The 14,865-nt window shown below is 60.7% G+C and carries 14 protein-coding genes; 7 read left to right on the top strand and 7 right to left on the bottom strand.

What is annotated here, in order from left to right; translation table 11 throughout:
• Positions 1-4 precede the first annotated feature (4 nt).
• Positions 5-544, top strand: coding sequence for a DUF1697 domain-containing protein (locus NKG95_RS10225; protein WP_353040571.1), 540 nt, complete (start codon positions 5-7; stop codon positions 542-544).
• A 30-nt stretch (positions 545-574) separates the two neighbouring features.
• Here NKG95_RS10225 and NKG95_RS10220 read toward each other — a convergent pair whose 3' ends face one another.
• The 5 genes from NKG95_RS10220 to NKG95_RS10200 form a co-directional block, all read right to left on the bottom strand.
• Positions 575-2,032 carry an NCS1 family nucleobase:cation symporter-1 gene (locus NKG95_RS10220; protein ID WP_352494608.1) on the bottom strand — a complete coding sequence of 486 codons (1,458 nt, stop codon included), beginning with the start codon at positions 2,030-2,032 and terminating at the stop codon, positions 575-577.
• Between the two features lie 128 nt (positions 2,033-2,160).
• On the bottom strand, positions 2,161-3,003 hold the full coding sequence (gene otsB / locus NKG95_RS10215) for a trehalose-phosphatase (RefSeq protein ID WP_353018923.1): 843 nt from the start codon (positions 3,001-3,003) through the stop codon (positions 2,161-2,163).
• Complete coding sequence (locus NKG95_RS10210; protein ID WP_353018925.1) at positions 3,000-4,781, bottom strand: alpha,alpha-trehalose-phosphate synthase (UDP-forming); 1,782 nt, start codon at positions 4,779-4,781, stop codon at positions 3,000-3,002. Before NKG95_RS10210 ends, otsB begins: the two co-directional genes overlap by 4 nt.
• Before the next feature lie 177 nt (positions 4,782-4,958).
• A complete protein-coding gene (locus NKG95_RS10205) occupies positions 4,959-7,121 on the bottom strand; it encodes an amylo-alpha-1,6-glucosidase (RefSeq protein WP_352816205.1) in 2,163 nt (720 codons plus the stop codon).
• 48 nt (positions 7,122-7,169) lie between these two features.
• Entirely contained in the window at positions 7,170-8,231 is a 1,062-nt protein-coding gene (locus NKG95_RS10200) for a glycosyltransferase family 4 protein (RefSeq protein ID WP_023717702.1), read from the bottom strand.
• 92 nt (positions 8,232-8,323) lie between these two features.
• Here NKG95_RS10200 and NKG95_RS10195 point away from each other — a divergent pair, with 92 nt between their 5' ends.
• Complete coding sequence (locus tag NKG95_RS10195; protein WP_502897188.1) at positions 8,324-8,755, top strand: DUF982 domain-containing protein; 432 nt, start codon at positions 8,324-8,326, stop codon at positions 8,753-8,755.
• A gap of 36 nt (positions 8,756-8,791) precedes the next feature.
• Here the strand turns inward: NKG95_RS10195 and NKG95_RS10190 are convergent, their stop codons facing one another.
• Positions 8,792-10,222 (bottom strand): methyltransferase family protein, encoded by a 1,431-nt coding sequence (locus tag NKG95_RS10190; RefSeq protein ID WP_353040570.1) that lies wholly within the window; start codon positions 10,220-10,222, stop codon positions 8,792-8,794.
• Between NKG95_RS10190 and NKG95_RS10185 the strand changes: the two genes are divergently transcribed.
• The 5 genes from NKG95_RS10185 (at position 10,195) to NKG95_RS10165 (ending at position 13,299) form a co-directional block, all read left to right on the top strand.
• Positions 10,195-10,548 carry a hypothetical protein gene (locus NKG95_RS10185; RefSeq protein WP_353040569.1) on the top strand — a complete coding sequence of 118 codons (354 nt, stop codon included), beginning with the start codon at positions 10,195-10,197 and terminating at the stop codon, positions 10,546-10,548. The two genes, NKG95_RS10190 and NKG95_RS10185, sit on opposite strands and share 28 nt — an antisense overlap.
• Before the next feature lie 390 nt (positions 10,549-10,938).
• Entirely contained in the window at positions 10,939-11,100 is a 162-nt protein-coding gene (locus NKG95_RS10180) for a hypothetical protein (protein WP_023717698.1), read from the top strand.
• 267 nt (positions 11,101-11,367) lie between these two features.
• Positions 11,368-11,592: a hypothetical protein gene (locus NKG95_RS10175; RefSeq protein WP_023717697.1), complete on the top strand. Its 225-nt coding sequence runs from the start codon at positions 11,368-11,370 to the stop codon at positions 11,590-11,592.
• A 37-nt stretch (positions 11,593-11,629) separates the two neighbouring features.
• Complete coding sequence (locus tag NKG95_RS34270; protein WP_023717696.1) at positions 11,630-11,884, top strand: DUF6894 family protein; 255 nt, start codon at positions 11,630-11,632, stop codon at positions 11,882-11,884.
• 683 nt (positions 11,885-12,567) lie between these two features.
• On the top strand, positions 12,568-13,299 hold the full coding sequence (locus NKG95_RS10165) for a TylF/MycF/NovP-related O-methyltransferase (RefSeq protein ID WP_198030463.1): 732 nt from the start codon (positions 12,568-12,570) through the stop codon (positions 13,297-13,299).
• Positions 13,300-13,382: 83 nt separating this feature from the next.
• Here NKG95_RS10165 and NKG95_RS10160 read toward each other — a convergent pair whose 3' ends face one another.
• The gene (locus NKG95_RS10160; RefSeq protein WP_352640900.1) at positions 13,383-14,318 is read right to left on the bottom strand and encodes a GSCFA domain-containing protein; all 936 of its coding nucleotides are present in this window, start codon (positions 14,316-14,318) and stop codon (positions 13,383-13,385) included.
• Positions 14,319-14,865 lie beyond the last annotated feature (547 nt).

Raw genomic sequence — 14,865 nt, 5'->3', positions numbered from 1 at the left:
GCCGATGCGAACTTACGTCGCGCTGCTCTACAGCATCATCCTGGGCGAGGGGCGGCGGGTCGTCATGTCCGATCTCAAGGCGATGGCCGAAGGCCTGGGCCTGAACAACCCGCGCACACTGGTGGCGACCGGCAATCTGGTCTTCGAGGCGCAGGAGACAGAACTCGCGGCGTTGGAGCAGCGGCTGGAGGCGGCGTTCGCAAAGACTTTTGGCCGCCATGTCGACATCATCGTGCGCCGCGCCGACGGCTGGCTGAGGCTGGCGGCCGGCAATCCGTTCCCAGCCGAATCGGCTAAAGCCGCGGACCAGGTGGCGGTGCGCGTGATGCGGGCGCCTGTTTCCCCCGATGCGGTCTCTGCGCTGCAGGCCTATATCGGCAGGAATGAAAAGCTGCAGGCGGTCGGCGGCGACATCTGGATCGTCTTTTCGCGCGAGACGCAGAGTTCGCGGCTGCTTGCGGCGGTGAGCCACAAACGCCTCGGCATCGGCACGTCGCGCAACTGGAACACCGTGCGCCGCCTGGCCGAGATGGTCGCAGAATGAACGGGGCGGCTTGCGCCGCCCCGAATCCGTTTAGGCCTTGGCCATCTTGGCCCAGGCGCCGAGTGCCATCGTACGCAGCACGTAATAGATGACGCCGGCAATTGCCACGCCGAAAAACCAGCCATAGACGCCCCACCAGGACGGCAGCAGGCTGGTGAAGTTGGGCAGGATCGACGAGAAGACCGCGCCAATACCGGCGGCGATGAAGGCATTGACATGCCAGCCGCCCTGGAAGCGGAATTCGCCATTCTCCCTGTAGAGCGCCTCGACATCGACCTCGCCCTTCCGGATCAGGTAGTAGTCGACCATCATCACGCCGAAGATCGGCCCCATCGTCGCGCCAATGATGTTGACGAAGGAGGCGGCACTGCCTTCCCAGGGCGCGAAGGGATAGAGCACCAGCGCGATCAGCGCCGCGATGTAGCCGCCCTTCTTGAAGTCGATCTGACGTGGAAAGACGTTGGAGAAGTCGAAGGCCGGCGACACGAAGTTTGCCACCACATTGATGCCAAGCGTCGCTACGGCAAAGGTCAGGGCCGCGAGCGCCGCCAGGAACCAGCTGTCGAATTTCGCCGAGATCTGGTCAGGATGCAGCAGCACCTCGCCATAGACGTCGAAGGCGGCGATCGTGGTGACGCCGGCGACCAGCGAGAACAGGATGAGATTGACCGGCAGGCCCCAGATGTTGCCCTTGCGCAGCGATGCCTTGTCCGGCGCATAACGGGCGAAATCGCAGAAGTTGAGGTAGAGCGCTGAGAAATAGGTCACCCAGATCGCCGCCACAGCAAACAGCGAGGTCCAGGAGCCCGGCGTGCCCGGCACGCCCGCGTCCTTGGTCTTTTCCAGCAGCACATCCATCGGGATGTCGCTGGTGAAGGCGAAGGTGCCTGCCTTGATGCAAAGATAGATCGCCAGGATCAGCATCATCACCCACACCGCCGGTCCGGCCCAATCCTGGAAGCGGCGCACCGTTTCCATGCCCCTCTGGATGATCAGGAGCTGCAGCGCCCAGATGACGGCGAAGCAGATCACCTCGAGCCCGGAGTGGCCGAGGAAATGTGTGCTCTGGTTGAAGTCGGCGAACCATTGCGAGCGGATCAGCAGGGCTACGATCGCGCCGGAGGCCGCCGCCGTCTGCGCGCCGTACCAGAAGCAGGCGACGATGGCACGCACCAGCGCCGGTATGTTGGCGCCCCAGATGCCGAAGGAGGCGCGCGCCAGGACCGGGTAGGGCACCCCGGTCTTCACGCCGGCATAGCCGACCATGTTCATCAACGCATAGATGATCAGCGAACCGATACCGATGGCGATGATGAAGTTGACGAAGCCGCCGCAGAACAGGAACAGGCTGGCAGCGAGATAGTAGCCCCACAGGCTGTGGACGTCCGACGTCCAGACGTTGAAGATCGAGAACGGTCCCCAGTTTCGAACCTTCGCCGGAGCGAGATCCTCATTGTACAGGTCCGGTGATGCGCCTTGTATGGTCATAGAGATGTCCTCCCCTTGTTACCGCACGCGCCTCCACGCGTGGCACGCAGGTTAAGCCTGACGCAGGGGAACCGGCAAGCAGACGATTTGCCGGCTTTGGGCTTAAAGATATTCAATGAGAAACGCGCTTATCGACCGGACGCTGCCGTGGCTGCGATATTGAGCTTCGCCCTTGATTCGGTCTCTGCCTTGTTGTCGGCCGGTCGAGCACCGGAGACCGGCGAGACTTCGAAATTGGCCCCGAGCCAGGCTATTGCGCCGGTCACGCCATCGAGGACATAGGTTGCGGCCGTCGGTCCGTTCGGCTTCACGCGGATCGAGATGCCGCCAATTTCGTTGATGGCCTCGAAACCGTGTTCGTCCGATGTGTCGTCTCCGAGGAATATCGGCCGCCGGCCGACAAAGGGCGGAATGTCCATGAAACGCCGGATGGCAGCACCTTTGACGGCTTCCAGAGGCATGAGCTCGACGCCGGCGTTTCCGGGAAGCACCCGATAACCCTTCGGAAGCCGGGCCAATGCCTGTTCGATCAACTGGATTGCCGGCGCAAGCAGTTGCGGCGCTGCTCTTGTATGGACGGCAAGGACCGGACCCTTGCGCTCGACATAGACCTTGCCGCTGCCCAGTTCGGCCTCGATCTCGTCGGCAAGGGCGGCGATGTCGGCAGGCGCGTCGGCGGCATCGATCGGACCGGTCGGCGTCAGCCGGTGCTCCAGCCCATACAGTCCGGCGATCCTCAGCTTCAGCGGATGGAACAGCTTGTCCACGGCGGGGATCGAGCGGCCGGTGATGAAGGCGACCGCACCATCCAGCCGCCGTTCGATGCGTCCAAGCAGACTACGCAATTCCTCGCCGACCGACACCGCGTCTGGATGGGCAGCGTGTTCCAGCAGTGTTCCGTCGATGTCGAGGAAGAGCGCCCATTGCCCTTCCGGCAGGTCCGGCGCCGGCGGTTGTTCAAAGCTTTTCACGACGCTGCCCTCCGTGCCCGTTCGAACATCGAGATGACATTGTTGGTGTTCGATGGCGGCCGCTCGCCAGTTCCGGTCACCCGGTCGAGATCGCCGCGTTTGCGCAGGCGCGCGGCATCCAGCAGCATGCTGCCGGCCCAGCGGTAGACATTGTTGTCTCGGACCATCTCGCGCATCGGCCGCAAACGCTCGCGCTGCTCTTCCGACGTCATCGTCAGCGCCTGCAACAGCGCCTCGCTCATCATGGCCGCGTCGTAGGGGTTGACGATCAGTGCTTCCAGCAATTCGCGCGAGGCGCCGGCGAAGGTGCTGAGCAAAAGCACGCCCTGTTCGTCGTCGCGCGCCGCGACGAATTCCTTGGCGACAAGGTTCATGCCGTCATGCAGGCTGGTGACCATGCAGATGTCGGCGGCGCGATAGACCTCGTAGACCTGCTCCTGCCGATGATGTTCGGCGACCATCAGGATAGGGCTGTATGTCTCGCTGCCATAGCGCCGATTGAGCTCCTCGGCACAGCGGCGGCATTCGTCATGGAGTTGCTGGTAGGCCGGCAATGTCCCCCGGCTCGGCGCCGCGATCTGCAGGAAAACCACCTTGCCTATCCATTCGGGATATCTGGTGAACAGTTCGTCCAAGGCATGGAAGCGATCGAGAATGCCTTTCGTGTAGTCGAGGCGCTCGACGCCAACGCATAGTTTGGTCTCCGCAGACAGGCCGAATCTGTCACGGACGCGGGCGCGGCACTCCTCGACAGACGGCAAACTTGCCAGCAATTGGGCCGGCCATTCTATGGAAATGGGATAGGCGTGGACCAACGTGGTCTGTCCGCCATAGGAGATCGCCGCGTCGGCCCGTTCTATGCGGCTCTCCAGAAAGCGGTCGACACTTTCGGTGAAGTTGTTGGCATGGAACTGGGTATGAAAGCCGATGATCGAACTGCCGAGCAATCCCTCCAGGATCCGCTCACGCCAAGGACAGATACTGAACACTTCCGAATTGGGCCACGGGATGTGCCAGAAGGTGATGATGATGGCGTCCGGCAGGCGCTGACGGATCATGCGCGGCAGCAGCGCGAAGTGGTAGTCCTGCACCAGCACGATCGGCCGCTCGTTGCGTGCTTCGGCAACCACCGTATCGGCGAACTTGCGGTTGACGGCCTCGTAGGCGTCCCAGTCCGAGGCGCGAAAGATCGGGCGGGTGAAGGCGATATGGCAAAGCGGCCATAGGCCCTCGTTGGCGAAGCCCAGATAATAGCCCTGATATTCCTCCTCCGTCAGCCAGACCCTGCGCAGCGTGTAGGACGGATTGCCTGGCGGCACCTGCACCCGGTCGTCCTTGTCGACCGTGAGACGGTCTGCCGTTCCGCCGCCATAGGCGATCCAGGTTCCGGCACAGGCGCGAGTGATGGGCTCGAGTGCCGAAACCAGCCCGCTGGCCGGCACCAGAAGTTGGACCCCGTCATCCTTGATGTTGTGGATGTAAGGTTCGCGGTTGGACACGACGATGACCTGTGCGTCCGGCAGGTCGTCGGCCAGGATCTTACGCAATGTGTCGGGCGACCATGTGACCAGCGCCGCGTCGGCCGACTGGCCGTTCTTTTCGAACTCGCGCAGCACCTTGCGTGCCGCTTCCGATGCGACATCCTCGCTCGGCGTGTATGCGGCCGCCGTTGCGCGGCCGCGGCGCTGGCGGGATATCGATAGGAGAATGGCAAAAGCGGAAAAGCCAAAACTTGCAATCAGCAAAACCCAGAGCAGGTCTACAGTATAATCTGACATGGAATGTGATCTCGCCTCCGGCCGCCGATAGCCGTTTTTATTGGTTTTTCTGGTTCGCTGCCGTGCGAAAACAACAGCGTTCCCACGCCGCCCATTTTTGCAACGCACAAAGAGGCTATCGGTTCCGGACGATTGCGGTGCCTCGCGTCGTTTTCGATGCGCCGCAGCGAGGCGGCGTCAGGTGCGCACGATGAGCGGTACCATCCCCTCATACCGATCGGCGAGAAAGGCGACGACCCGATCGCCGACACGCTGGAATGTGAGGTCGACCACCACCGAGCCGACACCCAGATGCCGCAGTGTCAGCGTGTCGATGCCGATCGGCAGCCTCGGGCGGGTGACCCGGATTTCACCGTCCCAGCCATCGATTTCCAGGCCAAGGCAGGCCTGCATCAACATGAAGGCCGATCCCGCCGACCAGGCCTGCGGCAGGCACGCGACGGGATAGGCGATCGGCGCTTCGCCCGGCGACCTGGTAAAGCCGCAGAACAGTTCCGGCAGCCGCATGTTGAAATGGACAGCCGACTCGAACGTGCCGCTCATCAGCCGCACCACGCTGTCGCGTACGCCATAACGTGCCAGGCCGGCACCGCACATGGCAGTGTCGTGCGGCCAGATCGAACCGTTGTGGTAAGACATGGGATTGAAGAATATCGCATCGTCGGCCAGCGTCCTGACGCCCCAACCCGAGTGGAACGACGCCGAGAGCAGCTGATCGGCGACCAACTGCGCCCGTTCCGGCTCGGGCAGCCCGACATAGAGGAGATGGCCGGCATTCGACGTCCGTACCTTGCAGACCTCGCCGGCACCGTCGATCGCCATGGCGTAGAAATTGAGATCGTCCATCCAGAAATGGCGTTCGACCGCGGTGCGCATGGTTTCGGCGCGTTCGTCCCAATGATCGGCCTTGTCGTCCTCGCCACGGCGGCGGGCGAGCGCTGCCAGACCACGGAACGCAGCAAAGACATAGCCTTGCACCTCCACCAGGGCGATCGGCCCCTTGGGCATGCGACCGTCGGCATGGAAGACCGAATCGAAGCTGTCTTTCCAGCCCTGGTTGGCGAGGCCGGACTCGGCGCCGCGCTGATAGGTAACGAAGCCGGTCGCGCGGCTTATCTCTTCGGTCCATTCGGCCGCAGCACAGAGCGATGGCCACAGGCTGTCGAGGAACGCCATGTCGCCGGTACGATCCGCATAGGCACAAGCGAGATGAATGTAGAGCGGCGTGGTGTCGACACCGCCGTAATAGCGGCCAAACGGGAGCTCCCGCAGTGCCGCCATCTCGCCCTTGCGGGTCTCGTGCATGATCTTGCCCGGCTGTGAATCGCTGAACGGCGACGTTTCGGTTGCCTGATGCTGGGCGAGAAAGGCGAGCACGCCACGCGCCAGCCCGGGATTCAACCACAGCATCTGCAGTGCGGAGATCACCCCGTCGCGGCCAAACGCCGTCGAGAACCAGGGTATGCCGGCATAGGGGTAAGGTCCGGTTGCAAGCTCGGTGGTCAGCAACGCCACGTCCGCGCGCGCGCGCTCGATCCAGTCGTTGAAGACGCGGCCAGAGCTGTGCACCGTCGCGCCGTGGCGGCGTTTGGCGCGCATGCCGAAGCGAGCGCGGGCGGCGGCAGCCCGAAAACGGTCGCGGTCGGGTGTCTCCGCCACTTCCGGGCCGACTTCGATATAGAGGACCTCGCTGCTGCGCTTAGTCACCGCAATCAGGAAATCCGCACGGTTGGTGGTCAAATTGTCCGGGGCTTGCGAGAACGAGATCGCCGACAGGCGCACAAGCTGGTCCAGCCCGTCATATCGAAGCACCACGGACGTCGGACTGGTCTCGGCGGCATGGGCTATCCCGCGCTTGGGCCGGGTCGAGCCGCGCACCTCGAACATGTCACGGAAATCTGCTGCGAAATGCAAGGAAACCCGAATGGCCGACGATTCCTGGCTGTAGTTGGAAAGGGTGATGCGCTCGAACAGCCGGTCCTGCCAAAGCAGCCTGACGCGTTCTATGTGGATCGCGCCCTGCGGAATATCCCGGCCACCGACACTCTGAATCGGCAGATTGGTCAGGTTCGAGGTGAAAAGCACATTGTCCTGGCTGAGCGATGCGCCGAGCAGTGACATTTGCCGGCCACCGACCGTCAACCGAAATTCCGAAAGCACACGCGTGTCGTCTCGGAAAAAGCCGTCGCCGGCGCCGCGGATGTCGCCATAGGCGTCGGCCACCGCGAAGCAGTCGCCTTGCTTGAGGGCGAACAGCCGGTGCGGCTCCCGAGGCGCGACCTCGTCGAGAGAGGCAAGGGCTACGGCGGGATCAAGCTTACGCTCGTCGAGTTGATTCATTCGTCACAAACTCTGTCGTTTCGTTCTCAACTTCCACAATGACGCCGATCAGGACGCTCTCGCTTCACCGGGAGCACCGATCAGGTGCGCATAGGCTGCCACATAGTCGTGGGCCATTCTCGTGGCAGAAAAACGGTTCTCGAATACGGCTCTCACCTGACGCCTGTCGAGGCGTAGCAATTCCGGTATCGAGGCGACCGCAGCGTCGACTGTATCGACAAGGAAACCGGTCACGCCGTGGTCGATGATCTCCGGCAGGGCACCGCAATTCCAGGCGATTACCGGCGTGCCGCAGGCCATCGCCTCTATCGCGGCAAGGCCGAACGGCTCCGGCCAATCGATCGGAAACAGCAGGCCGGCCGCCTTGCCGAGGAATTCCGCCTTTCCGTCCTCTTCGATCTCGCCGATATAGTCGACACGGTCGCCGTCGATCAGCGGCTCGACAGTGTCGTGGAAAAACGCGCGGTCGTCATCGCCGATCTTTGCGGCAAGCTTCAGTTTCAGCCCGGAGCGCAAGGCGATCTCGATGGCACGATCGGGGCGCTTGTCGCGCGACAGCCGGCCCAGGAACGCCAGATACGGCTCGTCCGCATCCGTCTCGAAAGTCGGCTCGTAGATATCGATCGGCAGCCCGTGATGGATGGTCGCCAGCCAATTGGCCTTGGCGAGCCCGGCTCTCTGGCTGCGGGAAATCGAGATCATCGGAAAGCGCGGAAAACGTTCGTAGGCCGGCGCCAGATCGACATAGTCGAGCCTGCCATGCGGTGTTGTCACCGTCCGGTCGGGCATGTGTTCGAAGAAAGGAAAATGCAGGAAGTGGCTGAGATGGAAGTGGATGACGTCGAACTGCTGCGCACGGTTCCTCACCTCGGCAAGCATCGAGAGATGCGCCGCGGTTTCGGATTTGTGGGGACGCGGATCGAGACGCAGCGCACGCTCGCGACACGCCACCAATTTCGCCGACGTCTCGGTATCGCCGCTGGCGAACAGGGTCACGTCATGGCCAAGCTCGACCAATCCTTCGGTCAGATAGGAGACGATGCGCTCCGTCCCTCCATAGAACCGGGGTGGCACGGATTCATGGAGCGGCGCCACATGGGCTATTCTCATGTTTTGGCATTTCCCTCAAAAAAAGACTGCTCGTGGGATCGAAATGCATCAGCCGCGCTAACGTTCCCGTACAACGGCAAGATGTCGCGCAATTGGGACTGCTGGAACTTCTCGTCCAGCCAACATTTTTCACGGCAAGCCTCTTTTGCCGGGAACCAAAGGGCCAGTTCGCGAGTTTAGTGGGGTTCGATCGTACGCATCCGGTCGACGGGGAGGAAACGATGGACCGCTTGCAATTCTTTTCGCCCGTGCGGATTTTGCGCGGACAGGGACAGCCTGTGGAGGAGATCGACAGCGTTGCCGAAGCGATGGCATTCCTGCGAAAATGGCCGGCCGGGCGGCGCGGGCCGGTTTACCAATGTGCGGTGAATTGCTGTGCTGCGGCCATGGCCGGCCGGATGTCGGCCGAGGAAGCGAGAAAGGCTTTTGCCGGCTTCGCCCGGATCACCCGCCTGCTCGAGGGCGATCGGCCGTTGCCGGTGAGCGGCGAGGATCGGCATCGCGCGGATGCGCTGCGACGATAGCGCCAGCTGCCGCTAACCCTCAAAACAAGATATCATTCAGCCGGAACGCCCGATCGGCGACCGACTCGCTTTCGCGAACAGTCGTTTGAACTGGGCTACAGCACCGTTCTCGGCGATGTAATCGCAATAGGCGGCGTAATCGGGGTCGCGTGACAGATGGCGTTCCTCGGTGATGGCGCGAAGTGCATAGACGGCGTTGAGCCCGAGCAGGATGGCGGAGTGCCGCAGCGCTTCAGCGGGTCCCGTAGCGGTGAGGAAAGGGACGGAGACCAGCCACCAGGAGAGGTTTTTCGAAACATAGGCGGGGTGCTTGATCCAGCGATACGGTCCGCAGGTGATGATTCCGCGGTTGGTGAGATTGGAAAATCTCAGGCCAAAGCTCACGGTGGACCAGACAAAAATCAAGACGCAGAAGACGATCGCCGATCCCCAGAAAACCTGGAGCGCCGGTGTGGGCATCACCGCCGTCCAGTTGGCGCCCGTTTCGTAATTCAGGTAGGCACGGGTGGCGGCATTCATGGGTTCATAACAGGCAAGACAAACCAGCCAGCCGAACACAGTGGGCTCGACGGTGCGGATATGGTTGTCGAGGACGCGCAGCGTGAAAATGTAGCCGACGACGGCGACAAGGACATCCACCATGAACAGGAGATCGATTGCAAAAGCGTGCCAGCGCATGATGTCGAATTGATACGGTTGTTCCAGTCCGGCCAGGATCGAACCTAGCGCGGAGCACAGATAGACGAACATCAGCGGCAGGAAGAAGCCTTTGACGATCCAGCCCCGCACATGCTGGCGTATCTGCTCAGTCCTTTGCGGCACGGCGCCGCCGAGGACGAATGCACCGATTTCGGCATATGAATCTTCCGGATCGGTTTGCCGGCGATCGACATAAGCAACATAAAACGGCGCGGCGACGAGCAGCGCCGGCAAGGTGTCGTAGAGAGCTGCCCAGTAGGGGGCGTAAAACTCACGCCGGTATTCCGGCAATATCCAGTAGACTGCGGCGCTCGTCGTGAGCGTGACGATGAAGCCGATGAGTTTGCGCATGACGCGCTCGACTTCAAGCGCTCGCATCGGCTTTGCCTGCAATCCCGTTGAACGCCTTCGAAACGTCTGGAAATAGGCCGTGTCGACCGCGATCATCGCTGCCGCGGTAGCTGCAATGACAGTCATGGCCTGCAAATGCACAGGCCAGCTTCTGTCGACGAGCACCCCGACGGCCAGCGCAAGACCAAGCAGTCCTGCAAGGCCGGTGAGGGGCGCGGTCGCGGATTTCGGTTGGAGCGTCAAGCTACTACTCCCGTTGTCGTGAGGGTTTGATCGTCGTGGGCGGCCGGCACGGGTCACGTGGTGTGCCCACCCGCCGCCGCTGGAGCCACTTGAGCAGCTGCTACACTCCACCGCTGCCGTTGGATCCGCCGCTGCTTGTTCCGTCATTGCCGCCGCTTGAACCACTGCTGCCACTCGAACCGCTGCTGCCGCTTGAACCACTGGTGCCGCTCGAGCCGCTGCTGCCGCTTGAACCACCGCTGCCGCTTGAACCACTGGTGCCGCTCGAGCCGCTGGTGCCACTCGAACCACTGGTGCCGCTCGAGCCGCTGGTGCCACTCGAACCACTGCTGCCACTCGAACCACTGCTGCCGCTTGAGCTGCTGGTGCCGCTCGAACCACTACTGCCGCCTGAACTGCTGGTGCCGCTCGAACCGCCGATGGGCCCCTTGTTGACGTTGCGCGGGGAGGGATGGTTGTTAGCGCCCTCGCTTACATTTTCGCAGGTGCACTTGCGCTGATATTTGGTGCCGAAAGCACTGCGTTCATTGCTCGCCTTCTGGCAGACCACCCTATGGCAAATCAAAGTCGCTTCGGTTGTCTCGGGGGTAAGGCCTGTGATGACTATTGCGGTTGTCGTGGCCGCCATGCCCATGATTGTGAACCGGAGTAAATTCCGAAAATTTTGCATAGATACCTCGCTTTCTGACGCCTCGCTTCTCGGGCTTTCGCCCAAGCTTCCTCATTGTCGAGCGGGTGTTTGCAACAAGGCCGCATACGGATCGCTTACGCCTCAGCGGTCGGGCTCAGGGGCGGCGTAAAAACGTTGGACAAAGCGCAGACAATGGTGCCGCATTGCGGTATTTCGATCAGAAAAAGACCAAAGATGCGCTTTTCGGGGGAAACAGATAATGTCGAAACGGCTTAGACTGGTGTTGGGAACGGCCGGCGCAATTGCCGTCGCCATCGTCTGGGGGATCATCGCCACGTCGATGGGGCTGCCATCGATCCTGATAACCGTAGGAGCGGTCGCGATCGGCGCCGGCATCTACAGCTATCAAAGCCGGAGCTGATCCGGCATCCGGCGACGGCGGCTTAGCCCAAAAAATCCCACAGTCCCGGACTGCCCGCGGCAATGTTCAGTGTACGAAAATTACCAACGGCAGCGTCCTGTGGAACGTGTGGCCTCTCGAAGCTATTGTGGTGGCGGTCCGAGACACCCCCGCCTCGGGCCGTTGGCTCACCCAGCCGAGTGGTCCGCTGCTACCCAATGGCGGCGGACCGTTCACCCGCAAGACGGACCCCGGAAGACGGACATTGTGCCGAATCGAGGGAGAACCATGGTCGTTGACGAGATTGCAGCGCGGCGCCTGAAAATTCTGATCGAGCAATATATCGAGACCAGGAAGAGGCGCCACGATGAGGTTTCTACCGCAGCGGCTGAGATCGCCATCAGGGCTGTCATGCCGAATTGCCCGGTCTCCGGAAAAGCCTTGGACGACATGATTGCGGCATGTGCGTTCGAACATGGGCTGGGGGTGCTGTTCGATCGACCTGACGCATGAAGGCTAAAATTAGATAAACCGACCAACCGGAACCGGCATGCCGAGATATTTTTTTCACTTCCGAAACAATGACGGCCGCTTGACGGAAGATTTCGAGGGTCAGGAGTTGGACGGTTTGTCCGCGGCTCAGGATAACGCCATGGCTTCGGCCAAGGAAATCCTGGCCGAGGGCCTGCTCAGCGGCAGCCCGGTCCTGACAGGTCTTTCCTTCGAAATCTGCGACGAGAACCGGAAGCTGCTATTCCGATTTCCCTTCTCGGAAGCTGCCGAAAAGGCTGGCACTCGACCGTGATTGGCCAAAGGCCCGCAATGCGGGCGAGCTTTGTCGAGCCTGGCTGAAAAACCGCATGTCGCGGCAAGGCGGTCGTTGGCGCAAATCAGCACCATAAGCAAATTAGTAGCATAGCTGCCGGCACAAAGCAAGAACAAACATGGCTTGCCTTGCCGACAGGGGAACTATTTATGCTCCCGTTTGTCGGCCCAGGGCTACCGTAGCGTTCCAGGATCTCGAGGGCAGGGGACTGACCAAGGCGAGCGCGGCGAGACTGATCCGCGATCGCGACGGCCTGATCTCCCTGGTCGCCGAGTTGGGCTCTCTGACGCTCCAGGCGCGACGAGGGCGCCTGACACTTTCGACGCACATCTGCTGCGGGCATTGCCCTGCTGTGCGCAAATATGTGATGAGGAGGTGCCGCGCCATCGTTGCGGCGCGCAGATTAAGCCGGGCAGTGTGCTAACTTCCGCTGGCAATCGACCAATTTCCGGACCGGCCTGGTACGTGACCGTGATCTTGAGTCGCAGTGCATGGGAGTTCCATTCCCGATCTTGGCTTATTACTTGCACCGGAAGCGCTTCGTTGCGGGATAAGGCCATGTCCTTCAGTCGGAACTCGACGTCATTTCGCGTCTGATGACGGCAGAGTTTCTCTCTGCCGTCATCAGAACACATACCGAATGCTGGAGGATACAGGTGAAATTGAGAGACGCGGCACTTGCGGTTTTTTCAAACAAACGCCGAGGCGTGGCTTGGTATAAGATCGCACAGAAGAAGGCGGACAGATACGGCTTCTATGTCTATTCCAGCCATATGGTCTGGAAGGACCAGCCATTTTTCCGCAAGGCACTGCAGCGGGTCAAAAACATCCGCGGGATTCCAGATCCGCGAGCTTTTGTCCTGCAAAGCTGCCTACGATCGATCGAGCGGATCGACGGCGATGTGGCCGAATGCGGCGTAAGGCAAGGCCGGTCGACGATATTCATGCTGATGAGCGATCTTCGGCCACGGCACTATCACCTTTTCGACTCGTTCGCCGGCCTCTCGGAACCGACCGCAGAGGATCGCAAGCGAAACGGCCAAACGCCGTGGAAGTCCGGCGATCTCAGCACTGACGAGAGGGTAGCCAGAGAGAATATTTCGGACTTCGGCAACACAACTTTTCATGTGGGATGGATACCGGAAACTTTTCCCAGCGTAGCCGACCGGCGTTTCGCCCTGGTCCATATTGACGTCGATCTATACGAGCCGACGCGTGACGCGCTTGCCTTCTTCTACGATCGGGTGTGCGCACATGGCATCATCATATGCGATGACTACGGCTCCGCGCTCTGTCCTGGAGCCCGAAAGGCCTTTGACCAATTCTTCGAAAACCGCCCGGAAGGCATTATCGAACTTCCAACGGGGCAGGCGATTGTCGTAAAGGCAAGCTAGTCCTGAATGGTTGCGGCGGCTCTCCATCGGATGAAGCGAGGACGTCGCCGAAAGCCATGATGGAAATCGGCAGGGCACGGGTATCAATTCTCGCTTGATGGCACCTGAGACGGAGCAAAATAGGCATTGAAGAACTGCTCAACGATCTCGTCGACGACTGAGTTCTTTACGTGCCGCAAGTCCTCTCTGTAGCTACGAGCAAGGCCCCCATAGGTGACAAGCTCGAACGAGGGAAGATAATGGACATTGTCCCGTTCCCGGCAGACTTGACCAAGCACGGCGCGAAGAACGGACTTGCCTTCAGTGCTCGCGGTGACGACATCCGCGTCCTGAAATGTGCGCGCCAATGCAACCGGTGAGACCGTGAGAATTATCGGCGCATCGGGTTTGCGTTCACGGACCATGTCCACGGCAGCCATCACGTTGGCGTAGTTTTCCTGAAAGCTGCTGACGTGAAGCGTTGTTTCCTGCATTCCGCCGCCGCCGAGATAGAGCGGCTTCTGCGCTGCTGCTTTGCCACTGGCCTTGTTGATGAAGACCTCGGTCATTCCAAAGGTGAATATGAATGCCGTGGCGGCATCGAAGCCAGCCCGCATCTCCCGGTTTACGCTCCCGATCACCTCTTTGAGAACTTCCGGAGATTTGGCGAAAATACCGCGCCGATACGGGTCCTGAAAGCTGGCCGAGCCCCAAGGGACGCGTTTCTTGACCTGCCACCAGTCGTCGTCTGCCTGATCCCACACGCCAAGCATTTGCTCGAGCTGGAGGCGAACAGTGAAAGTGTTGTAGAAGTTCATATGTTCCTGCCGAGGCAGCTCATCTACAATGGCCTCCGCGGGGTCGAAGCTGATATTTCCGTAGGACGGGACGCATGCGATGCGTCTGTTTGTCAACGCGCGTCGAATTTCCTGCGCAAAGCAACTCCCCATCGTGAAGAATATATCGTCAGAAGTTAATACGGGGGTTTTGCGTATAGTAATGGCGCCAGAGCTTACAAAGTCGCCATACTTCGCGTTCAATTTATCCGACGCCATCAGACGGACGGGTTTGGCGTATCCGAGTCGATTGCGTATCCGAAGGTACCTTCGTTTAACTCGCTCCAGAAATGGCACAGTCGCTCCATAGTGGTCACAGCTGGCCCCAACCGCAATGCCGGACATGTAGTCCGCTTCGCGGCTAGCTGCAATCAGAAGGATTCAAGATTGACTATTCGAACGACGTCAGACCTCAGATGCGGTTCTTTTGGCGCATGTTGTCGCGGCGCAGTCTGGTCCCGCTTCACGCTTCATTGAGGCGTCTGTCGGGCTGTCCGCTGACCCCGACAGTTGTGCAGAAATCGCCTTTGGTGGATCGGCAACGCAACATGAGCCGCGCCCTTGGGACCGGGGGATCTCTCTCGCGCACGTCTGGCGTAACCCAAGGCAGACCGAGGGATTAGGGCCTACCAGAGAGGGTAATTGTCCTCCGGCTCAGCTTCCTCGTCAGCTTTTCCTCGTTTTTTTATGACCATCCGCACCAATGCTATTGCGGCTACAACCAGCAAAGCAGCGGATGTCCAAAAAAATA

The sequence above is a fragment of the Mesorhizobium sp. M1423 genome, assembly GCF_040317575.1.
Classification (GTDB): domain Bacteria; phylum Pseudomonadota; class Alphaproteobacteria; order Rhizobiales; family Rhizobiaceae; genus Mesorhizobium.
This window is presented reverse-complemented; position numbering and strand designations above follow the sequence as displayed.